Raw genomic sequence first — 22,181 nt, forward strand, 5'->3', positions numbered from 1 at the left:
CTGATCACCCTGGTCGAGCACGCCCTGATGGCCCGCCTGCGGTAACCGGTCCACGTCGAGGGGGCCCTTTCCACACCGGAGAGGGCCCCTTTGCCGTACCGCTTCCGCGTGCCGGGGGGTTCCGGACAACGACAGGGCCCCGCCTCTCCGAGGGGAGAGGCGGGGCCCTGTGGGCTATGTGGGCTCAGTGCCAGCTGTGCGGGGCGCGGAAGCCGCCCTCGCGCTCCAGGCGGCGCCAGCCCGCTCGCGGGCGGGGGCGGTGGGTCGGGGTCGCGGCGGGGCGGGCGGCGGCCCGGGCGAGGAGGACTGCCGTTATGGCGGCTACTTCCTCGGGGTCGGCGAGGCCCTTTTCGACGCGGATGTCGGCGCTGGTCATGGCGTTGGTCTCCGGGGTCTCGGTCACTGCGGGGGGTTGCCGTGCTTGCGGGAGGGGAGGTCGGCGTGCTTGGTCTGGAGCATCGACAGCGACCTGATCAGGACCTCGCGGGTCTCGGCGGGGTCGATCACGTCGTCGACCAGGCCGCGCTCCGCCGCGTAGTACGGGTGCATCAGCTCGGCCTTGTACTCCTTGACCATCTTCTGCCGCATCGCCTCGGGGTCCTCGGCGTCGGCGATCTGGCGGCGGAAGATCACGTTGGCCGCGCCCTCGGCACCCATCACGGCGATCTCGTTGGTGGGCCAGGCGTAGGTGAGGTCGGCGCCGATGGACTGGCTGTCCATCACGATGTACGCGCCGCCGTAGGCCTTGCGCAGGATGAGCGAGATCCTCGGCACGGTCGCGTTGCAGTAGGCGTACAGCAGCTTCGCGCCGTGGCGGATGATTCCGCCGTGCTCCTGGTCGACGCCGGGCAGGAAGCCCGGCACGTCCAGCAGCGTGATGATCGGGATATTGAAAGCGTCACACATCTGCACGAAACGCGCAGCTTTTTCGCTCGCCTCGATGTCCAGCACACCGGCCAGCACCTGCGGCTGGTTGGCGATGATGCCGACCACCTGGCCGTCGAGGCGGCCCAGCGCGCAGATGATGTTGCGGGCCCAGCGCTCGTGGACCTCCAGGTATTCGCCGTCGTCGACGAGCTCCTCGATGACCTTGGTCATGTCGTAGGGCCGGTTGCCGTCGGCCGGGACCAGGTCGAGCAGGACGTCACCGCGCCGGTCGGCGGGGTCGGAGGACTCCACGCGCGGCGGGTTCTCCCGGTTGTTCTGCGGGAGCAGCGAGAGGAGGTAGCGCACCTCCGCGATGCAGGTCTCCTCGTCGTCGTACGCGAAGTGGCAGACGCCGGAGGTCTCGGCGTGCACGTCGGCGCCGCCGAGGCCGTTCTGGGTGATCTCCTCGCCGGTGACCGCCTTGACGACGTCCGGGCCGGTGATGAACATCTGCGAGGTCTCGCGGACCATGAAGACGAAGTCGGTGAGGGCGGGGCTGTAGGCCGCGCCGCCCGCGCACGGGCCGAGCATCACCGAGATCTGCGGGATGACGCCGGACGCCTTGGTGTTGCGCTGGAAGATGCCGCCGTAGCCGGCGAGCGCGGAGACGCCCTCCTGGATACGGGCGCCGGCGCCGTCGTTGAGCGAGACCAGCGGGGCACCGGCCGCGATGGCCATGTCCATGATCTTGTGGATCTTGGTGGCGTGGGCCTCGCCCAGCGCGCCGCCGAAGATGCGGAAGTCATGGGCGTAGACGAAGACCGTACGGCCCTCCACCGTGCCCCAGCCGGTGATGACACCGTCGGTGTACGGCTTCTTGGCCTCCAGGCCGAAGCCGGTGGCGCGGTGCCGGCGGAGCTGCTCGACCTCCTGGAAGGAGTCCGGGTCCAGGAGCAGCTCGATGCGCTCGCGGGCGGTCAGCTTGCCCTTGGCGTGCTGCGCCTCGGTCGCCTTCTCGCTGGGGCCCGCCAGGGCCTGCGCCCGGATCACGTGCAGCTCGGCGACCCGCCCGCGCGCGTCCGCCGGCTCACCCGTCGTCTCTTCCAAAACGGTCATGTAGTGACCATACGAAGGACCTCACGGAAACCGGGCCGTCGACTCCGTACAGTCTCCGGAGCGTTTTCCTGGTACGACCGAACAGAACCGGGCCGTGATGCAGGCGTTCCGACTGCTCAGAGGGCGCTGCCTTTGTAGGGCTGCCACAAAGTGGGGGGTGTCACAGCCCCCTGGATTCCAGGGTGGTACATCCCATCCCCGGAGTGACACGGGGACACCCGGACGGCGGAACGGGGCGCCTTCGCAACCCTACCCTCCGCCGTCCGGGGCGCTTCGGCTCAGCAGCCGCCGCAGTTGTAGTACAGGACGTCCCAGTGGTTGCCCTCGTCGGCGTAGATGTTGCCCGACCCGGACTGGTACTGCGGCGCACCGTCCCCGCGCAGCCCGATGTAGCTGAAGGTGTTCTTGATGTACGAGGTCACGCAGGTGTTCTTGCCGTAGTCGAGCTTGTAGCCGTTCCAGTGCGAGTACGTGCCCGAGGCGTGGCCGGTCTCGGTGCCGCCGGTGATGTTCAGGGCACACCCGGTGGCGCGCTTGAGGGTCTGCGCACCCTGGGCGGTGGCCAGGTTGAGCTGTTCGAACGACGTACAGGTGGAGTTGTTGCGGTCGGAGCAGCCGCCGGAGGACGACCAGGTGATGCCGACGTCGCGGAACATCTGAGTGGCGGTGGCGTGGCTGATCTTGGTGACGGCGAAGGCGTCGGACGCGGTGCCGACCACGGCGACGCCCGGGGCGACGACGAGGGCGAGTGCGGTGAGGACGGAGCGGACCTTCATGAATGACCCTTCCTGCGGTTGGCCGTGCTTGCTGTGGGGCGGCTGTGCAGGTGGTGCAGACAGATGGTGCCCGAGTTCTACGCGCGTCCGCCAGAGGGCGTCAGCGGTAACTCTGCGCGAGAGCGGAAACACGCCCGAGATTATGTTGAAAACCGAACTGAATGGGTCTACGGTGGCAGTCGTCGGGTTCGTTGAACGTTAAACAGAATCTTCTCTCAAGGAGCACACCATGGGTATCTTCAGCCGCAAGGACAGCACCCCCGCAGCCACGGCCGCCCCCACAGCCCCCGCGGGCACCGGCCTCGCCGCGCTGACCGGCGACTACACCATCGACCCCGCGCACACCTCGATCGGCTTCACCGCACGGCACGCCATGGTCACCAACGTCAAGGGCAGCTTCACGGAGTTCACCGGCTCGCTGCACCTGGACGGCGAGAACCCGGCCAAGTCCACCGCGACGCTGGACGTGGTGATGGACAGCATCGACACCGGCAACGCCGACCGCGACACCCACCTGAAGTCCGCCGACTTCTTCAAGACGGACGAGTTCCCGACGATGACCTTCCGCTCCACGGGCGCGGAGTCCCTCGGCGGCGACGACTACCGCATCACCGGTGACCTCTCCATCCTCGGCGTGACCCGGCCGATCACCATCGACCTGGAGTTCAACGGCGCCGCGACCGACCCGTTCGGCAACCAGCGCGTCGGCTTCGAGGGCAAGGCCGAGCTGCTGCGCTCGGAGTGGGGCCTGACCTGGAACGCGGCCCTGGAGACGGGCGGCGTGCTGATCTCCGACAAGATCAAGCTCAACTTCGACGTGTCGGCCATCAAGGACGCGTGAGCCGACGGCGGTCCGGCCGCACCGCACGTGAGCGCCCCGCTCCCCCTCTGCCGGAGGGGACGGGGCGCTCACGCATGCGGGTGCCGGTGTCTCAGAAGCCTCCGCCGCCGAAGTCCCCGCCGCCCCCGAAGTCGCCGCCCCCGCCGACGTCCCCGCCGCCGAAGCCGTCGCTGAACCCGCTGGGGTCGAAGTCGGTGCCGGACATGTCGCCGCCCTGGAAACCGCCCTGGTCCCCGAAGTCGCCGTATCCGCCGCCGAAGTCGGCCGCGTAGGACGGGCTGGACATCATGCCGCCGAGCAGGGTCCCCGCGAGCAGGCCGGGCAGCAGGCCGCCGCCGAAGTAGCCGCCCGCCCAGGGGCCGTAGGCGGGACCCGCGTCCCAGTAGGGGCGGCGGCCGTACTCGGTCTCCACCTCGCGCGTGGCCGGTTCGCGGCCGTCGGCGAGCCGGGTGGCGTCGGCCGCGCACACCGGCACCTCGCGGGTGCTGCCGCCGGCCGGGGTCCAGGCGGCGTCGGTGACGGAGGGGCCGTGCCGGGGGTCGAAGAAGCAGGGCGGACGCCGGTCGGGCAGCGGGCGCCTCTCGCGACGGGCGGCGAGCACGGCGAGGGAGTACCGGCCGTCCTCCAGCGCCTCGGTGACCCCGCGCACGTCCTCCGGCCTGCGTGCCTCGCCCATGCGGCGCTTGGCGTCGTCGTAGGCGTTGAGCGCGTTCTCGTAGTCGGTGCGCATCGCGTCGTCGGCGCCGGGTTCGCCGGGCTGGAAGTCGAGGCGGTCGAGCTCCTCGCCGAAGGCGGTGATGTCCTCGTCCACGACGACCCGCAGCCGCTCCAGCGCGGCCTGCTGCTCCGCCTCGCGGCGGCGCCGGTTGCGGCGGCTCAGGGTGTAGACCCCGGCGCCGCCCGCCACCACGACCGCCCCGGCGACGATCAGCGCGGTGGTGGAGACCCCGCCGCCGTTGTCGGAGGAGCCCCAGGTGGAGGGGGCGTGGCCGCGCACGGTGTCCAGCGCGCGGTCGGTGAAGTCGGTGAGCTGGGCCTTGGCGCCCTCGCCCTGCACGCTGGAGACGAGGTTCTGCCGGGCGGTGGCGGAGATGACCGAGGGGTCGGAGCCGGCGGCGAAGCGGTCGCCGACGCGGATGCCGTACAGACCGGTGATACCGGTGGCCGACCGGACGTCGCGCAGGACGCTCCGGGTCGGATAGTCGGCGGGAAGGACCACCAGGAACACCGGCTTGCCGGCGTCCTTGATCTTCTTGGCGAGGGCGTCGGCGTCGGAGCGGGAGAGCTGCCCGGAGGCGGCCGGGTCGACGTAGACCGGGCTCTCGCGCAGGGCCTGGCCGATGGTGGAGGTGCTGGTGACGGCACTGGCACCGGGGGCGAACGCGAACAGGGGCACCAGGGCCATCGCCAGCGCCGCGAGGACGAGTGCGGGGAGGCTTCGGGCGCGGGTCGGGAGCACGGCCTTCATGCTTCCGACGCTACCCGAAGCCTCCCCCGTTCGGTCAGGTGTACGCACCTACGATGCTGGTCAGCGAGCCGCCCGGTACGCCTGGAGCAGCTTGAGCAATGCTGTCCGTACCGTCCGGTCAGCAGCGCGTGGTCGGCCTCGGCGAAGGGCTTCGACACGGCTGCCGTGATGCGCTGGCCCACCTTGTGCTGGACGATCAGCCGGGCCTGGTTCACCAGTTCACGCCCCCGGCGGTCGTCGTGCCGGCGCTCGGCGGTGGCGGCCGCCTTGCCGAGGGTGGTCAGCGCGCTGCTCCTGGCCGCAACCCGCGTGGTCAGGCCCCACCCGTAGGGGTACTGCGGGTCGTACGCGCTGTCGCCGACGTTGATCGGCAGCTGGGCCTCGCTGCGCGGCCAGGTCACGGGGAGCTGCCCGGTGAAGGGCCGCTTGCCGTAGAGCACGTCGGCGACGCCGCCGCCCTCGGTGCCCGGCAGCCAGGACGCCACCAGGGCGTCGATCTTCGCCAGCCGGTCCCCGACCAGCAGCGGGCGGCCGGAGACGGTGAGCACCACGCACTTCATGGCGCCGCACACCTTGTCCACGGCGGCCCGGTCGGCGGCGGACAGGGTCAGCTCATGGCCGTTGCCCACGTCCCCGACGCCCTCGGCATAGGGGGTCTCCCCCACGACGACCACGCCCACGTCGTTCCCGGCGGTCGGCGCCGAGGCGTCCTTGGAGTAGGTGACCTTCCCGCCCGCCTCGCGGATGCCGGCCAGGATGGTGGTGCCCTTGGTGATGTCGCCGGAGGAGCCCTGCCAGGTGATGGTCCAGCCGCCGGACTGGTTGCCGATGTCATCGGCGTTGGCCCCGGCGACGTACACCTTCTGGCTCTTGCGCAGCGGCAGCAGGCCGCCGTCGTTCTTCAGCAGCACCTGGGACTTGGCGACGGCCTCGCGGGCGACGGCCCGGTGGGCCGGGGAGCCGATGGCGGCGGCGCCGGAGGTGTCGGCGTAGGGGTGCTCGAAGAGGCCGAGGCGGAACTTCTGGGTGAGGATGCGGGAGACGGCGTCGTCGATCCGCCGCTCGCTGACCCGGCCTGCCTTCACCTCGGCGGTCAGGGCCGCGCTGAACTCCTTGTAGGTGTAGGGGACCATCATCATGTCGACGCCCGCGTTGACCGAGGTGCGGACCTGGGTCGCGTAGTCGCCGGGGAGCTGGTCGACGGCGTTCCAGTCGCTGATGACGAACCCGTCGAAGCCCATACGGCCCTTGAGCACACCGCCCAGCATGTCTGCGCGGGCGTGCATCTTGACCGGGCCGCGTCCGTCGCCGATCACGTCGAGCGAGGAGTACGAGGGCATCACGGTGCCGACGCCCCGGTCGACCGCGTCCTGGTACGGGGCGAGGTGCACGGCCTCCAACTGCTGCCGGGTGAGGGTGGAGACGCCCTGGTCGACGGTGTAGGTGCCGGTGGTGGAGGAGCCGTAGGCGGTGCCGCCGTCGGCGACGAAGTGCTTGGCGGTGGCCAGCACCTTGTCGGCGCGGGCGAGGTCACGGCCGTCGGCGCGGCCCTGGAGGCCCTGGATCACCGTCTCCATCGACTTCACCAGCGCCGGGTCCTCACCGAAGGACTCGTAACTGCGGCCCCAGCGTTCGTCGCGGCTGACGCACAGGCAGGGCGCGAAGTCCCAGGGGACGCCGGTGGCGCGGACCTCGGACGCGGTCACCGCCCCGGCGCGCTGGGCGAGTTGGGGGTCGCGGGTGGCGCCGATGCCGATGTTGTGCGGCAGGACGGTGGCACCGGTGAGGTTGTTGTGGCCGTGGACCGCGTCGACACCGTAGATCAGCGGGATCTGGAAGCGGGTGGCCCGGGTGCGGAGCTGGAAGCCGTCGATCATCTTCGCCCACGCGGCCGGGGTGTTCGGGGTGGGCGTGGAGCCGCCGCCGGAGAGCAGTGAGCCCAGGTCGTAGGCGGCGATGTCGTTCTGGTCGGAGACGGCGCCGCGCTCGGCCTGGGTCATCTGCCCGGCCTTCTCCGCGAGCGACATCCGCCCGACCAGGTCGGCGACGCGCTTGCGCACCGGCAGCCTGGTGTCCAGGTACGGGAGTCCGTGGGCGTCGATGACGATCTCCGGGTCCTCCGCGGGGGCCTTGGCCCCGGTCACGGTGAGCCTCAGGGGAATGGTCTCGGCGGCCTCGGCGGTGCGGTCCTTCAGGGTGGTCACCTTCACCGTCCGGGAGGTCCCGGAGGGGGTGCCGGCCGGGAAGGTGAGGGTGCCGGAGACGGGGGTGTAGTCCTTGCCGGGGCCGGCGGTGCCCTCGCCGGTGGCGTACGCGACGGTCACCGGGGAGGTGACGGGCCCCGCGTCGGTGCTGGCCAGGGTGACGCGGACGCTCGCCGTGCCGCCCTCCTCGACCGGGCGGACGGCCGCGTCGGTGGTGACGGAGGCGCGCAGCGCCGGGTCGGCGGCGCCGTACAGCTCGACGCCGTCCATGGCGAAGCGGCCCTTGACGCCGGTGGGGAGGGTGACGGCGTAGCCCCACATCCTGGTGAGGCCGAGGACGTGGTCGATGCCGCCGACCGGCTGGTAGTCCGTGCGATAGGTGAACGCGGAGAACGGCAGCTCGATCCGCTTCCAGCCGGTGAAGTCGTCGGTGAAGGAGGTCGTCCACAGCTCGGACGCCTCGCCGTGCGCACCGCCGTCCTTGATCTCGAACGTGATCTTCTTGCCGCTGTTCTGTCCCTCCCACCACAGGCGCACCCCCCGGTGGGCGGACCAGTCGTGGGCGGGGGCGGTGGCGGCGTAGTCGTGGGTGAAGCCGCCGTAGCCGCTGATGTCGTAGCTTCCGGTCAGCACCTTGGCGCCCTCGGGGGCGTCGGCGCGGGCGGTCAGCGCCAGGGTCGGCGGGTCGTCGCTGTCGCCGCCCCAGGTGAAGATGCCCTCGGCGGGCTGGGCGGCGAAGGGCACCTCCCCCTCGAAACGGTCGACCGGCACGGGGGCCGGGTCGGGACCGTCCGCGCCGGACGCGGTGGCGATCCCTCCGGCCAGCGGAAGCAGTGCGGTCAGCAGAGCGGTGGAGACGAGCAGGGCGGTTCTGCGCATGGACCTTCCCTCGGCTCTTGGTTCACTCATGACTTAGCTCACGGCTTGAGTGAACTGGGGTCACCTGGGCCCCGTCAACCCTTCGCACGTGACATGACGCTCCGTCAACTCAAAGCCGCGCTGCCGAGGTTGTGCGTTCGCCTTCTGAATGCGCGACCCCTTGACGCGGCCCCCGAGCCGTCATTTACTCACGGCTCGCACGCCCCCATCCCCCACCTCTTGAAGGGCGGCGCCCCATGAGACGACCCCTGCGTCCGGCCCGGCTGCTGCTGGCCGCGCTGCTGACGACGGCCGGGATCACCACGCTCGCCACCCCCGCCGCACACGCGGCCGGTGAGCCGGTCACGGCCTGGCTGACCACCACCGACGACTCCGCCGGCCGGCATGTCGTACGCGGCCTGGAACCGCAGACGCCGTTCGCCTTCTCGGCCGGCGCCGGAGGCGGCGGCGAGAACATCACGGTGGACGAGAACACCCGCTACCAGACCTTCACCGGCGGCGGAGCCTCCTTCACCGACACCGCCGCCTGGCTGATGAACAGCAGCGGCGCCCTGTCCCAGGCGACCCGCGACGCCACCATGCGCAAGCTGTTCTCTCCCACGGACGGCATCGGGCTGTCCTTCCTGCGCAATCCGATGGGCGCCTCCGACCTGGCGCGCTCCGGCTACACCTACGACGACGTGCCGGCCGGGCAGACCGACCCCTCGCTGGCGAAGTTCTCCCTCGCCCACGACCTCGCGGACGTCATCCCGCTCACCAGGCAGGCCCGTCAGCTGAACCCGGACCTCACGGTGATGGCGTCCCCGTGGACGGCCCCGGCATGGATGAAGGACAGCGGCTCCCTCAACGGCGGCTGGCTGAAGGCGGAGGACTACGGCGCCTACGCCTCGTACTTCGTGAAGTACCTCCAGGGCTACCGGGACCAGGGCGTGCCCGTCTCCTACGTCACCGCGCAGAACGAGCCGACCTGCTGCTCGGGCTACCCGTCGATGAGCTGGAACGCCAGTGGCCTCGCCTACTTCACCAGGAGCGAACTGCTGCCCAAGCTCCAGCAGGCCGGGCTCTCCACCAAGGTGCTGGCGCACGACTGGAACTGGGACACCTACGACTCCTACGCCGCCCAGACCGTGGACGACGCGGCCGTGCGCAGCCACCCCAACTTCGGCGGCATCGCCTGGCACGGCTACGGCGGAGACGTCGGCAAGCAGACGGCCGTGCACAACCAGTACCCCGCGCTGGACGCCTTCGCCACCGAGCACTCCGGGGGCACCTGGATCGCCGACCAGCAGCGTGAGGACCTCTCCGACATCATCAACTACACCCGTAACTGGGCCAAGTCGGTGACCAAGTGGTCCCTCGCCGTGGACCAGAACATGGGCCCGCACAACGGCGGCTGCGGCACCTGCACCGGCCTGATCACCGTCCACAACGGTGACGGCCGCAGCGGGAGTGTGGACTACACCGTCGAGTACTACGACATGGGCCACCTCACCAAGTTCGTCCGCCCCGGCGCCCAGCGCATCGCCTCCACCGCCTCCTCGGCCGTGCCCAACGTGGCGTGGCGCAACCCGGACGGCAGCAAGGCGCTGATCGCGTACAACGGCGCCACCTCGGCCAAGCAGGTGACCATCAACTGGGGTGGGCAACACGCCACTTACACGCTGCCCGCCCGCACCTCCGCCACCTTCACCTGGGCCGGCGGCCAGTCCGGCGACAGCTCCCGCACCGGCGCCTTCGTCGGGCTCGCGGGCAAGTGCCTGGACGTGGCGGGCGGGTCCGGCGCCAACGGCACGGCGGTGCAGCTCTACGACTGCAACGGCAGCACCGCCCAGCAGTGGACGGTCGCCGCGGACGGCTCGGTGCGGGCGCTCGGCAAGTGCCTGGACGTGGTCTCCGCCTCGACCGCGAACGGTGCCAAGGTCCAGCTCTACGACTGCAACGGCACCGGCGCCCAGCGCTGGTCGTACAACGCGGCCACCGGGGACGTGGTGAACACCGCGGCGGACAAGTGCCTGGACGTGACGGACAACTCCTCGGCCAACGGGGCGCGGGCTCAGATATGGTCGTGCACCGGGGCGGCCAACCAGAAGTGGACGCTGAGGTAGGACAGCCCCGGGTTTCCGGCGCGGGTGATGGTGGTACCCGCGCCGTACCGACCGTGACCGGGGAGCCCGAGATGACCACACCGCAGGATCTGCTGTTCGTCGCGCTGGACGTACCCGCCGACCGGCCCGTGGAACAGGGGGATCTGTCGCTGGCGCTGGCCGCGGCGGAGCTGTTCGACCTGCTCGCCGCCCAGGTGGTCACCCTGCGGGACGACCGGATCGTCCCGCTCTCCGGTCATCTGACCGGCGACCCGATGCTGGACAAGGCGGCCGCCTCGCTGGTCCGCGCGGAGCCGTACGAGAGCGCCGAGGACTGGCTGTGGCGGCGCGGGGACAGGCTCTCCGCCGCCTACCGCGACGAGCTGGAGCACACTGAGCCCGCGGGCTCCGGTCTGCGGCGGTTGTTCCGGCGCGCCGACCGCTCGGTGGAGCGGATCGACTCCGACGCCCGGCGGCACGCGGCCGACCGGTGGGCCCGGCACGAGCCGCTCCTGGTGGGCCTCGCCTCGGCCCTCGGCATCGAGGAGCCCGAGCACGAGGAGCCGGCCGCGAACGCCGAGGACGACCGGGTGGCGGTCGTCCTCGCCGCGCTCGGCGACGCGCTGACCGAGCTGGAGGCGGTACGGCAGCGGCGGCGGATCGAGGAGGACGCGTTCGACAACGTCTGGCGCGCCCCCTGACCGCCGCCGGCGCCCGCTACTCGGCCGGTTCGACGCCCGCGCGCAGCAGCCCGTAGGTGCAGGCGTCCTCCAGTGCCTGCCAGGAGGCGGCGATGACGTTCTCCCCGACGCCGACCGTGGACCACTCCCCCGCGCCGTCGCTGGTGGAGATCAGCACGCGGGTGATGGACCGGGTGCCGGAGGCGCCCTCCAGGATGCGGACCTTGTAGTCCACCAGCTCCAGCTTGGCGAGCTGCGGGTAGATCTTCTCCAGCGCCACCCTGAGCGCCTGGTCGAGGGCGTTGACCGGGCCGTTGCCCTCGGCGGTGGCGACGATCCGCTCGCCCTTGGCCCACAGTTTCACCGTGGCCTCGTTGGCGTGGGTGCCGTCGGGGCGGTCCTCCACGATGGCCCGCCAGGACTCCACCTCGAAGTACTTCAGCGGGGCGCCCTGGGCCTCGGCGCGCAGCAACAGCTCGAAGGAGGCGTCGGCGGCCTCGTACGTGTAACCCTGCAGCTCGCGTTCCTTGACGCGCTCGACGACCCGGCCGACCAGGGCGCGGTCGCCGCCGAGGTCGACGCCGAGTTCCCGGCCCTTCAGCTCGATCGAGGCGCGTCCGGCCATGTCGGAGACGAGCATCCGCATGGTGTTGCCGACCCGCTCGGGGTCGATGTGCTGGTAGAGGTCCGGGTCCACCTTGATCGCGGAAGCGTGCAGGCCGGCCTTGTGGGCGAAGGCGGAGACGCCGACGTAGGGCTGGTGGGTGGAGGGCGTGAGGTTGACGACCTCGGCGATGGCGTGGGAGATCCGGGTGGTCTCGCGCAGGTGCCCGTCGGGGAGGACCTTCTTGCCGTACTTCAGCTCCAGCGCGGCGACCACCGGGAAGAGGTTGGCGTTCCCGACGCGCTCGCCGTAGCCGTTGGCCGTGCACTGGACGTGGGTCGCGCCCGCGTCCACGGCGGCGAGGGTGTTGGCCACGGCGCAACCGGTGTCGTCCTGGGTGTGGATGCCGAGCCGGGCACCGGTGTCGGCGAGGACGGTGCCGACCACGGCGCTGATCTGCGCGGGAAGCATGCCGCCGTTGGTGTCGCACAGGACGACCACGTCGGCCCCGGCCTCGGAGGCGGTGCGGACGACCGCCTTGGCGTAGGCGGGGTTGGCGCGGTAGCCGTCGAAGAAGTGCTCGCAGTCGACGAAGACCCGGCGGCCCTCGGCGCGCAGGTGGGCGACGGTGTCCCGGATCATCTCCAGGTTCTCGTCGAGCGTGGTGCGCAGCGCCAGTTCCACATGCCGGTCGTGAGCCTTGGCGACCAGCGTGACGACGGGGGCGCCGGACTCCAGCAGCGCTCTGACCTGCGGGTCGTCGGCGGCTTTGGCACCGGGGCGACGGGTGGCGCCGAAGGCGACGAGCACCGCGTGCTTCAGGCGCAGCTCCTCGCGGGCGCGGGCGAAGAACTCGGTGTCGCGCGGGTTGGCGCCGGGCCAGCCGCCCTCGATGAAGCCCACGCCGAAGTCGTCCAGGTGCCGTGCGATGGCCAGCTTGTCCGCGACGGTGAGGTTGATGCCCTCGCGCTGCGCGCCGTCGCGCAACGTGGTGTCGAAGACGTGGAACGAATCGTCGAGCTCGCTGGTTGCGGTCATGGTCTGAAGGCTCCTGTTGTGAATGTCGGTCTTACCGGAAATGACCGGCTCCACCGTTCCCCCCATGGTCCCTCGCGCTCCGTCACCGGCTGCGGTTGGGCCGGAAAACGAAAAAACCCCTCGCGGGTGCGAGAGGTCTGCGCGCGGGTCGAGGACGACGGTGCCACCCGCATGTGGTCGTGCGAGGTGGTCACTGCGGACCGGCGCGCCTGCTGCCCATAATCATGGTGAGCGAGAGCACGGCGGAAGTCTGGCACAGAACGGCCGCCGCCCCACGGGGTGTCTCACCATGCGGGACACACTGTCCGAAAAGGGACCGCCCCGGAGCTTCCAGGACGGTCCCACGGTTCGGCTAGCCGATGCGGTGCATCCAGCCGTGCTGGTCCTCGGTCGTGCCGCGCTGGATGTCGAGCAGCGCCTGGCGGAGGCGGAGGGTGACCTCGCCGGGCTCGCCGCCGCTCTGCTTCCACTCGGCTCCGGCCCGCTTGACGGTGCCGACCGGGGTGATCACGGCGGCGGTGCCGCAGGCGAAGACCTCGGTGAGGGTGCCGTTCTCGGTGTCGCGCTGCCACTGGTCGACCGAGATCCGCCCCTCCTCGGCCTCGTAGCCGAGGTCGCGGGCGACGGCCAGCAGGGAGTCACGGGTGACGCCCTCCAGGATGGAGCCGGTCAGGGCCGGAGTGACGATCTTGTCCCCGTAGACGAAGCACAGGTTCATGCCGCCCAGTTCCTCGACCCACTGGTGCTCGACGGCGTCGAGGTAGCAGACCTGGTCGCAGCCCTTGGTCGCGGCCTCGGCCTGGGCGAGCAGGGAGGCCGCGTAGTTGCCGCCGGTCTTGGCGTCGCCCATGCCGCCGGGGACGGCGCGGACACGGTCCTCGGAGACCCAGATCGACACCGGCTTCACGCCGCCCTGGAAGTAGGCGCCGGCCGGGGAGGCGATGACGATGAAGAGGTACTCGTTGGACGGCTTCACGCCCAGGCCGACCTCGGTGCCGATCATGAAGGGCCGCAGGTAGAGGGAGTCCTCGCCGCCGTGCGCCGGGACCCAGTCGACGTCCTGGGCGATCAGCGCGTCGCACGCCTCGATGAAGGTCTCCACGGGCAGCTCGGGCATGCCGAGGCGGTGCGCGGAGCGCTGGAAGCGCAGGGCGTTCTGCTCGGGCCGGAAGGTGGCGACCGTGCCGTCGGGCTGGCGGTACGCCTTCAGTCCCTCGAAGATCTCCTGGGCGTAGTGCAGGACGTTGGTGGCCGGGTCGAGCGGGATCGGCGCGTACGGGACGAGCTGGCCGTCGTGCCAGCCGCGGCCCTCGGTCCACTTGATCGTCACCATGTGGTCGGTGAAGCGGCGGCCGAAGCCGGGGCTGGTGAGGATCGCCTCGCGCTCCGCGGCGGCGAGCGGGTGGGCGGAGGGCTTGAGCTCGATCGTGGGCGTCGTCATGGGCGGCAGTCCTTCTCTTCCTGGCGTGGGACGGGCGGCTCCGGCGCGGCGGCCGGTGCCTCAGGTCACCCCCGGCAAGGCGCGGTACCGGTGGTGGCGGGCCGCGCTCACGCCGTCCGGGCATTCCCTCATATCGCGGCTCCGCGTTCGATTATCGCGCGGCGGAGACGCCGGAAGGAATCGGGGTGAACACGACCCGGTGCTCGATGGTGACACCCGGCACGGGCACGGCAAAGGGCCGCCGGGCGCCTGAAGCGACCCGGCGGCCCTTTCACTGGGCCTTACGGGTCAGCCGGCGGTTACCCGGCCTACGAGCGCGTCGCCGATCTCGGCGGTGGTGCGCGGGGGCAGATCCACACGCTCGGTGAGGTCGGCGGCGACGGCCGCGTCCAGCCGGTCGGCCTCGGCGTCGTAGCCGAGGTGACGCAGCAGGAGAGCCACGGAGAGGACGGTGGCGGTGGGGTCGGCCTTGCCCTGTCCGGCGATGTCCGGGGCGGAGCCGTGGACCGGCTCGAACATGGACGGGTACGTACGGGCCGGGTTGATGTTGCCCGACGCGGCCACGCCGATGCCGCCGGAGACGGCCGCGGCGAGGTCGGTGATGATGTCGCCGAAGAGGTTGTCGGTGACGATCACGTCGAACCGCTCGGGATCGGTCACCAGGTAGATGGTGGCCGCGTCGACGTGGACGTACTCGGTGGTGACCTCGGGGTACTCCTCGGCCACCTTGTTGAAGATGTTGGTCCACAGGTGCCCGGCGAAGGTGAGCACGTTGTTCTTGTGGACCAGGGTGAGCTTCTTGCGCGGGCGGGCCTGGGCGCGGGCGAAGGCGTCCCGGACGACCCGCTCGACACCGTAGGCGGTGTTCACCGAGACCTCGGTGGCGACCTCGTGCTCGGTGCCGGTGCGGATGGTGCCGCCGTTGCCCGTGTAGGGGCCCTCGGTGCCCTCGCGGACCACGACGAAGTCGATCTCCGGCTGGCCGGCGAGCGGGGTGGCGACGCCGGGGAGCAGCTTGGAGGGGCGCAGGTTGACGTGGTGGTCGAAGGCGAACCGGAGCTTCAGCAGGAAGCCGCGCTCCAGCACGCCGGACGGCACCGAGGGATCGCCGATGGCGCCGAGCAGGATGGCGTCGTGGGCCTTGAGGGAGTCGAGGTCGGCGTCGGTGAGGGTCTCACCGGTGGCGTGGTAGCGCCGGGCGCCGAAGTCGTACTCCTTGGTCTCCAGCTTCACGTCCTGGGGCAGGACGGCGGAGAGGACCTTGAGACCCTCGGCCACGACCTCCTGGCCGATGCCGTCGCCGGGGATCACTGCGAGATCGATGCTGCGGGACATGTGCGGCACCCTACTCCGCGTCCCACGGGATGACACGGACCGTCCGCGATGCGGACAGCGTGGCCGGCGCAGCCGGCGGACGGCCCCTGGGGCGCGGCTCGGCTCAGTGGCCGGTCTCGCCGCCGTTGTCCCGGCGGTCGAGGGCGCGCTGGAGGGCAGCGGCGGCCTGGGCGCGGTCGGTGTCGTTCGAACGGGAGGCGTGGCGCACGCGGCGGCGGACGGTCGTCTCGGCCATGGGAAATCGACTCCTTCGACAGAGTGGTTGCACGGCAGCGGTGAGCTGTGAGACGCCGGAAGGGGCGGAGAGCGCACGCCGCAGGGATTGCCTGCGCGGGGCGCGGCTCACGACCGCCATTCGCTGGATGGAGCGATTCGTTCGGCTCATCCCAAGCTAAGGGACCGGGCCGCGCCTGTCTGCATGATTACTCGGACTTCCTACTATCTGAGACGGCACACCTTCCCACCTGCGGTTTCCCGCCGGGGACTCAGCCGATGACGAACGGCAGACGTGCGGCCAGGGGGCCGAGTGCGGTCCGCTCCCCGGGAGTCGGGGGGCGGCGGCCGGTGGCGACGAGCAGGGTGTCCGTGTCGGACAGGGCGGTGGGGAAGGGCTCGCCGGTGATGCGCTCCAGGAGGGCGCGGGCCTCGGCCAGGGTCTTGGGGGGCGGGGGCGGGGCGTCCGGTACGTGGGCGGTCAGGTCCAGGTGGTGGAGGGTCCACTCCAGGACGTATGCGCAGAGGTAGTTGGCGGCGGTGAGGACCTCGCCCTAGGTGCCGACCCGTGCGGCGGGGTCGGCGAGCCGGGCCGCGCGGCCGGCGGCGGAGCCCACGTCGTCCAGGTGGAACGTGAGCAGGGCCGGGTCCTCGTAGGCCGCCGCCAGCCGGACGGTCAGGGCGTCCAGGGGGTCCTCGCCGGTCGGCGGGGTGTGGGTGACGGTCCAGTACGTCGCCGCGTCGCGGGTCGGTGCGGCGTCGGCGGGGGTGGCGAGGGTGATCAGGACGTCCTGCGCGTCGATGACGAGGTGGCACACCAGGTCCCGGACGAGCCAGCCCGCGCAGCCGGAGGGCCGGCCGAAGTCGTCGGCGGCGAGGCCGGCCACCGCCGCCCGCAGGGCCGACCAGGAGAGGGAGAAGCCGTCGGTGCCGTCCGTACCGTCCATGGGCGCAGGCTAGGCGTTTGCTTCGGATCCCGTTGGTGAACGGACGGCGAGGTGGAGTCCGGCGAGGCAGACGGTCGCGGTCCCTCACTCCTCGGTCACCCGGATGACGGTGCGGCCGCGAACGTCTCGCCGTGCGGTGAAGGCGGCGGCCGCGTCGGCCAACGGCTCGATCGCGCCGACCCGGATACGGAGCCGGCCGTCTCTGACTCGCTGGGCGAGGTCGGCGAGACGGAGGCGGTCCGGCTCCACGACGAAGAAGAGGGCGCGTCCGTCGTCGGGGCGTGTGGTGGGCGGATGGGCGATGGTGACGAGCGTGCCGCCGGCCCGTACGAGCGCCGCCGAGCGGTCGAGGACGTCGCCGCCGATCACGTCGAGGACGACGTCGACCTGATCGACGTCCTCGAGGCGGTCGTCGTCCAGGTCGACGAAGGCGTGTGCGCCCAGGTCGGACACGGTGTCCCGGTCGCCGGCGCGGCCCGTGCCCACGACGCGGGCCCCGGCTTGGCTGGCGAGCTGGACGGCGATGGAGCCCACGGCGCCGGCGGCCCCGTGGATCAGGACGCTCTGGCCGGTGGCGAGCCGTGCGTGGTCGAACAGTCCCTGCCAGGCGGTGAGTCCCGAGACGGGGAGTGCGGCCGCCGTCGTGTGCTCGACGTCCGCGGGGAGCGGGGCGAGGTTGCGGGCTTCCACGGCAACGTACTCGGCGAGTGATCCGTCGCGCGTCCAGTCGGTCAGGCCGAAGACACGCTGGCCGATGGTGAGGCCGGTGGTTCCGTAGCCGAGGGCCGTCACCACCCCCGACACCTCGTGGCCGGGCACGCTCGGGGTGCGGTCGCGGCCGGCGCGGTCGGTCCAGGTTCCGGGCCAGTCCAGCTCTCCGCGGGTGAACCCGGCGGCGTGCACGCGCACGATGACGTCGTTCTCCGCGGCGTGGGGAAGCGGAAGGTCCTCCAGAGCCAGGCCTGTGGCCCCGGCTTCGCGGTCCCGGACGGTGAGGGCTCGCACGAATATCTCCTTTCGGGGTGCGGATGAGTCGCAGGACGTGGGCAGGTCATCGATTCCACGCACAAGACGCCCGGCGGCCCGCGCGATGACTCACCGCGGCCACGGAGCGTCGATGACGCGCTCGACGAGAGACGTACGGCGGAAACCGGGAACGAAGTGTTCCAGGATGTCCGCGTTGATGGTTCCGTAGGTGGTGTCCGGACGGTGTTTGAGGCCGTCGACGAATTCCTGCAGAAATCCCTTCTTGAATTCACCGCGCGGATGGGCGGCGACGATCTCGTCGACTTGGTCCGTCGGCAGGCTGTCCAGTCCCCAGCCGACGGCGTCGGTCAGCACCCCGTAGTTCGTCGCCGCCGTCTCGGACCCCATCCGGCCGGGGATCCCCGGCGTCGTGTGCAGGGCGATCGCCGTCCAGACCGCGTCAGCGGCCTTCTCCGGGAACCCGCGATCGAGCAGGAACGCGCGCGCATGGTCGGCGCCGTCCAGTTCGAAGCGCTGCTGCACGTCCGAGAACGGGATCAGAAGCCCCGCGTCATGGAACATCGCCGAGAGGTACAGCAACTCGGGATCGGGCTGGAGGCCCAGCTCACGCGCATGGAGGGAACCGAAAAGGAATACCCGCCTGGAGTGGTGAAAGATCAGTGGGTTGGTCCTGACCCTGATGAATTCCGTGGCCTCCGCGACAGCCGAGGTCTCGGGTATTTCCACTCCTGCGATAATGTCGCTCATGATGTCTGTGCTTTCCGGTGCGAGGTGCTGAGGTGGCCATGCGTGTGTCCGCCACGATGCCGACCCCACGGCTCCGGCGCCGCCTCGGTCCGGCCATGAACCACTCGTATCCAGTCATCCCAGGATGGGTCCGTGGGCGCTGACCCGCATCGGGTGGTGGTCCTCGTCTACGACGGGGTCAAGATGCTGGACGTCGCCGGCCCCGCCGAAGTGTTCGGAGAGGCGAATCTGCTCGGCGCCCAGTACCGGATCGCCGTGGTGTCGACGACCGGCGCCGACGTCACCTCCTCGGTCGGCATTCGGATCGCCGTCGACGGCAGCGCCGCCACACAGCCCGACCCCGGCACGTTCCTGATGCCGGGCGCCACCGTCTACCCCCGAGCGGCCGTCACCCGAGACCTGGCAGAGGGCGCGAGGGATCTTGCGACGCGTTCCGGCAGGGTCGCCGTGGCGTTCATTTCCTCAGCCGGGTGATCCGAAGGAAACGCCCTGGCCGCGGCCGGACGCACGACGGCCCGGCGAGCCTGTTCAGGGCGGGCTCGCCGGGCCGGAGCGTGAGGGCGGTCAGCCCATGTGCGGGTAGCCGTACTCGGTCGGCGGGACCAGCGTCTCCTTGATGGCGCGGGTCAGGGTCCAGCGCATCAGGTTCTGCGGGGCGCCGGCCTTGTCGTCGGTACCGGAGGCGCGGCCGCCGCCGAAGGGCTGCTGGCCGACGACGGCGCCGGTGGACTTGTCGTTGATGTAGAAGTTGCCCGCCGCGTAGCGGAGCTTCTCCATCGTGTACGCCGCCGCCGCGCGGTCGTTGGAGATGACCGAGCCGGTGAGGGCGTAGTCCGAGACCGACTCCATCTGGGTCAGCATCTCGTCGTACTTGTCGTCCTCGTAGACGTGCACGGCGAGGATCGGGCCGAAGTACTCGGTGCGGAAGACCTCGTTGTCGGGGTCGGTGCACTCGATGACGGTCGGGCGGACGAAGTAGCCCACCGAGTCGTCGTAGGAGCCGCCCGCGACGATTCGGCAGGTGGCGTCCTCGGCGGCGCGGTCGATGGCGGCCTTGTTCTTGGCGAAGGAGCGCTCGTCGATGACCGCGCCGATGAAGTTCGACAGGTCGGTGACGTCACCCATGGTGAGGCCGTCGACCTCGGCCGCGAACTCCTCCTTGAAACCGGAGTTCCAGATGGAGGCCGGGATGTAGGCACGCGAGGTGGCCGAGCACTTCTGGCCCTGGTACTCGAAGGCACCGCGGGTCAGCGCGGTCTTGAGCACCGCGCGGTCGGCGGAGGGGTGCGCGACCACGAAGTCCTTGCCGCCGGTCTCGCCGACCAGACGCGGGTAGGCGCGGTACTTCTCGATGTTGTTGCCGACCGTCTTCCACAGGTACTGGAAGGTCTTGGTCGAGCCGGTGAAGTGGATGCCGGCGAGGTCGCGGTGCTCCAGGGCGACCTCGGAGACGGCGATGCCGTCACCGGTGACCAGGTTGATGACGCCCTTGGGCAGCCCGGCCTCCTCCAGCAGCTGCATCAGCAGCACGGCGGCGTGGGTCTGCGTCGGGGACGGCTTCCAGACCACCACGTTGCCCATGAGGGCGGGCGCGGTGGGCAGGTTGGCGGCGATGGCCGAGAAGTTGAACGGCGTGATCGCGTAGACGAAGCCCTCCAGCGGGCGGTGGTCCATGCGGTTCCACACGCCCGGCGAGTTGGCCGGGGGCTGCTCGGCCAGGATCTGGCGGGCGTAGTGCACGTTGAAGCGCCAGAAGTCGACCAGCTCGCAGGGGCTGTCGATCTCGGCCTGCTGGGCGGTCTTGGACTGGCCCAGCATGGTGGAGGCGGCGATGGTCTCGCGCCAGGGGCCGGAGAGCAGCTCGGCGGCGCGCAGGATGATCGCGGCGCGGTCGTCGAAGGACATCGCGCGCCAGGCCGGGGCGGCGGCCAGGGCGGCGTCGATCGCGTCCTGGGCGTCCTCGCGGGTGGCGTTGCGCAGGGTGCCGAGGACGGCCTTGTGGTTGTGCGGCTGGACCACCTGGAAGGACTCGCCGCCGCCCATCCGCTTCTCGCCGCCGATGGTCATCGGCAGGTCGACCGGGTTCTCGGCCAGCTCCTTCAGCTTGGCCTCCAGCCGGGCGCGCTCGGGGCTGCCGGGGGCGTAGCCGTGCACCGGCTCGTTGACGGGGGTGGGGACCTGGGTCACAGCGTCCATGAGATCCGTAACTCCTTTACGTTGAGCGGGTGTTCGGGCTCAGCCCTTGGTGATCATGCTGCGTACGAAGAACTGGAGGTTCGCCGGCTTCTCGGCGAGACGGCGCATGAAATAGCCGTACCAGTCGGTGCCGTAGGCGGTGTAGACACGCATGCGGTGCCCCTCGGCGGCCAGCCGCAGGTGCTCGTCGCCCCGGATGCCGTAGAGCATCTGGAACTCGTACTCGTCGAGCTTACGGCCCGCGCGGTGGGCGAGTTCCTGGGCGATGGAGATGAGGCGGGGGTCGTGGGACCCGATCATCGGGTAGCCGTCGCCCTCCATCAGCGTCTTCAGGACGCGGACGTACGCCTTGTCGATCTCGTGCTTCTGCTGGTACGCGACCTCGGCGGGCTCCTTGTAGGCGCCCTTGACCAGGCGGACCCGGCTGCCGGCGGCGGCCAGGCGGCGGGCGTCGGCCTCGGTGCGGAACAGGTACGCCTGGATGACACAGCCGGTGCCGGGGAAGTCCTTCCGCAGCTCCTCGTGGATGGCGAACATCGAGTCGAGGGTGGTGTGGTCCTCGGCGTCCAGGGTGACCGTGGTGCCGATGGCGGCGGCGGCCTCGACGACCGGGCGGACGTTGGCGAGGGCCAGCTCGTGGCCGCCCTCCAGCGCCTGGCCGAACATGGAGAGTTTGACGGACATCTCGACCCGCTCACCGAGGCCGAGGTCCTTGAGGTGGTCGACGAGCGCGAGGTAGGCGTCGCGGGCGGCGGCGGCCTGCTCGGGGGTGGTGATGTCCTCGCCGACGACGTCCATCGTGAGCTGGAGGCCCTTGGCGGTCAGCTCCGCGATGATCGGGACGATGTCGTCCACGGTCTCGCCGGGGATGAACCGGTCGACGACCTGCTTGGTCACCGGGGCGGCCGAGATCAGACGACGCATCCGGTCGCTGCGCGACGCGGCGAGAATCACGGGACCCAGCACGGGGCACCTCCACAACAAAAGCACCGAAACGGCCGGGACCCGACGATTCGGGGACGGCACGGAGAACCACCGTGAAACCTAGGGATCTCTTCGATGGTGGGCCATCGACAGACGTCACGCATCCGATCACCGGTTCTCAGACAGATGTATGAAGCGGGCTCGGATATGCGGCAGAATGCCCGAGTGGCGGCCGATTACAGAGATGACTACCAGGAGCTGGTGGACGAGATCTCCGAGCTGCTGGGCGCCCCGGCGACCCTGGAGAACCGGGACTTCGAGCTGATCGCCTTCGGCGCGTACGACAGCGAGGGCGAGCTGGACCCCACCGCGCTGGACCCGGTGCGGGCCCGCTCGATCCTGACCCGGCGCTCGACCTCGGCGGTCCGGGCGTGGTTCGAGGGCTTCGGCATCACCCGCGCGACGGAACCGGTGCGCATTCCGCCCACCCCGGAGGCGGGCGTCTACCGGGGCCGGATCTGCCTGCCGGTACGCCATCGGGGTGTCGTGCTCGGCTATGTGTGGCTGCTGGACGACGATCCCGGCCCGAGCGACGCCCAGCTCGCCGCCGCCATGCCGGTGACCGGGCGGATCGGCGCGCTGCTGGCCGACGAGGCGCGGGCCGGGGCGGGGCTCGGCCGGGAGCTGCGGGCGGTGCTCACGGCGGAGGACGGCTGGCAGCGGGACATGGCCGTCACCGACCTGCGCACCGCGCTGGGCCCGCGCGCGGACGGCCCGCACACCGTGGTCTGCGTCGCCCCCTGGTTCTCCGCCGACCCCGACGACGCCCCCTCG

The 22,181-nt window shown here is 70.9% G+C and carries 16 protein-coding genes and 3 pseudogenes; 5 read left to right on the forward strand and 14 right to left on the reverse strand.

Features of this window, described 5'->3' with window-relative positions; translation table 11 throughout:
• Positions 1-184: 184 nt before the first annotated feature.
• From GT030_RS05215 to GT030_RS05225, 3 genes are all read right to left on the reverse strand, one after another.
• Positions 185-376 carry an acyl-CoA carboxylase subunit epsilon gene (locus GT030_RS05215; RefSeq protein ID WP_161200067.1) on the reverse strand — a complete coding sequence of 64 codons (192 nt, stop codon included), beginning with the start codon at positions 374-376 and terminating at the stop codon, positions 185-187.
• A gap of 23 nt (positions 377-399) precedes the next feature.
• Positions 400-1,983: an acyl-CoA carboxylase subunit beta gene (locus GT030_RS05220; protein ID WP_161200055.1), complete on the reverse strand. Its 1,584-nt coding sequence runs from the start codon at positions 1,981-1,983 to the stop codon at positions 400-402.
• Between the two features lie 278 nt (positions 1,984-2,261).
• Positions 2,262-2,759 (reverse strand): hypothetical protein, encoded by a 498-nt coding sequence (locus tag GT030_RS05225; RefSeq protein ID WP_086693720.1) that lies wholly within the window; start codon positions 2,757-2,759, stop codon positions 2,262-2,264.
• Between the two features lie 229 nt (positions 2,760-2,988).
• Between GT030_RS05225 and GT030_RS05230 the strand changes: the two genes are divergently transcribed.
• Positions 2,989-3,600 carry a YceI family protein gene (locus GT030_RS05230; protein WP_161200056.1) on the forward strand — a complete coding sequence of 204 codons (612 nt, stop codon included), beginning with the start codon at positions 2,989-2,991 and terminating at the stop codon, positions 3,598-3,600.
• 91 nt (positions 3,601-3,691) lie between these two features.
• Here the strand turns inward: GT030_RS05230 and GT030_RS05235 are convergent, their stop codons facing one another.
• Positions 3,692-5,068 (reverse strand): hypothetical protein, encoded by a 1,377-nt coding sequence (locus GT030_RS05235; protein ID WP_161200057.1) that lies wholly within the window; start codon positions 5,066-5,068, stop codon positions 3,692-3,694.
• Positions 5,069-5,128: 60 nt separating this feature from the next.
• Positions 5,129-8,151: pseudogene (locus GT030_RS05240) on the reverse strand (glycoside hydrolase family 3 N-terminal domain-containing protein).
• A 236-nt stretch (positions 8,152-8,387) separates the two neighbouring features.
• Here GT030_RS05240 and GT030_RS05245 point away from each other — a divergent pair.
• Together GT030_RS05245 and GT030_RS05250 are read left to right on the forward strand one after the other, a co-directional pair.
• Entirely contained in the window at positions 8,388-10,256 is a 1,869-nt protein-coding gene (locus GT030_RS05245) for a ricin-type beta-trefoil lectin domain protein (RefSeq protein WP_161200059.1), read from the forward strand.
• Positions 10,257-10,327: 71 nt separating this feature from the next.
• Positions 10,328-10,936 (forward strand): GPP34 family phosphoprotein, encoded by a 609-nt coding sequence (locus GT030_RS05250; RefSeq protein ID WP_161200060.1) that lies wholly within the window; start codon positions 10,328-10,330, stop codon positions 10,934-10,936.
• A gap of 16 nt (positions 10,937-10,952) precedes the next feature.
• Here the strand turns inward: GT030_RS05250 and cimA are convergent, their stop codons facing one another.
• The 7 genes and pseudogenes from cimA to GT030_RS05280 form a co-directional block, all read right to left on the reverse strand.
• The gene (gene cimA / locus GT030_RS05255) at positions 10,953-12,557 is read right to left on the reverse strand and encodes a citramalate synthase (protein ID WP_161200061.1); all 1,605 of its coding nucleotides are present in this window, start codon (positions 12,555-12,557) and stop codon (positions 10,953-10,955) included.
• Between the two features lie 352 nt (positions 12,558-12,909).
• Complete coding sequence (locus GT030_RS05260) at positions 12,910-13,998, reverse strand: branched-chain amino acid aminotransferase (protein WP_161200062.1); 1,089 nt, start codon at positions 13,996-13,998, stop codon at positions 12,910-12,912.
• A 288-nt stretch (positions 13,999-14,286) separates the two neighbouring features.
• Positions 14,287-15,333, reverse strand: a complete 1,047-nt coding sequence (locus GT030_RS05265; protein ID WP_161200063.1) for a 3-isopropylmalate dehydrogenase — start codon at positions 15,331-15,333, stop codon at positions 14,287-14,289.
• A gap of 103 nt (positions 15,334-15,436) precedes the next feature.
• Positions 15,437-15,568, reverse strand: coding sequence for a hypothetical protein (locus tag GT030_RS37045; protein ID WP_086690483.1), 132 nt, complete (start codon positions 15,566-15,568; stop codon positions 15,437-15,439).
• Between the two features lie 250 nt (positions 15,569-15,818).
• A pseudogene (locus GT030_RS05270) lies at positions 15,819-16,493 on the reverse strand (maleylpyruvate isomerase N-terminal domain-containing protein).
• 84 nt (positions 16,494-16,577) lie between these two features.
• A complete protein-coding gene (locus tag GT030_RS05275; RefSeq protein ID WP_161200064.1) occupies positions 16,578-17,498 on the reverse strand; it encodes an NADP-dependent oxidoreductase in 921 nt (306 codons plus the stop codon).
• Positions 17,499-17,588: 90 nt separating this feature from the next.
• The gene (locus GT030_RS05280) at positions 17,589-18,227 is read right to left on the reverse strand and encodes an HD domain-containing protein (protein ID WP_202459707.1); all 639 of its coding nucleotides are present in this window, start codon (positions 18,225-18,227) and stop codon (positions 17,589-17,591) included.
• 132 nt (positions 18,228-18,359) lie between these two features.
• Between GT030_RS05280 and GT030_RS05285 the strand changes: the two genes are divergently transcribed.
• Positions 18,360-18,701, forward strand: a complete 342-nt coding sequence (locus GT030_RS05285; protein ID WP_346009572.1) for a DJ-1/PfpI family protein — start codon at positions 18,360-18,362, stop codon at positions 18,699-18,701.
• A gap of 90 nt (positions 18,702-18,791) precedes the next feature.
• Here GT030_RS05285 and pruA read toward each other — a convergent pair whose 3' ends face one another.
• Together pruA and GT030_RS05295 are read right to left on the reverse strand one after the other, a co-directional pair.
• Positions 18,792-20,423, reverse strand: a complete 1,632-nt coding sequence (pruA, locus tag GT030_RS05290) for an L-glutamate gamma-semialdehyde dehydrogenase (protein WP_161200065.1) — start codon at positions 20,421-20,423, stop codon at positions 18,792-18,794.
• Positions 20,424-20,462: 39 nt separating this feature from the next.
• Positions 20,463-21,389: a proline dehydrogenase family protein gene (locus GT030_RS05295; protein WP_161200066.1), complete on the reverse strand. Its 927-nt coding sequence runs from the start codon at positions 21,387-21,389 to the stop codon at positions 20,463-20,465.
• Positions 21,390-21,554: 165 nt separating this feature from the next.
• On the opposite strand from GT030_RS05295, the pseudogene GT030_RS05300 reads away from it, so the two are divergent.
• A pseudogene (locus GT030_RS05300) lies at positions 21,555-22,181 on the forward strand (PucR family transcriptional regulator); the annotation flags it as partial.

Origin of the sequence: Streptomyces sp. SID1328 (genome assembly GCF_009865595.1) — a bacterium.
GTDB classification, from domain to species: Bacteria; Actinomycetota; Actinomycetes; order Streptomycetales; family Streptomycetaceae; genus Streptomyces; species Streptomyces griseoluteus.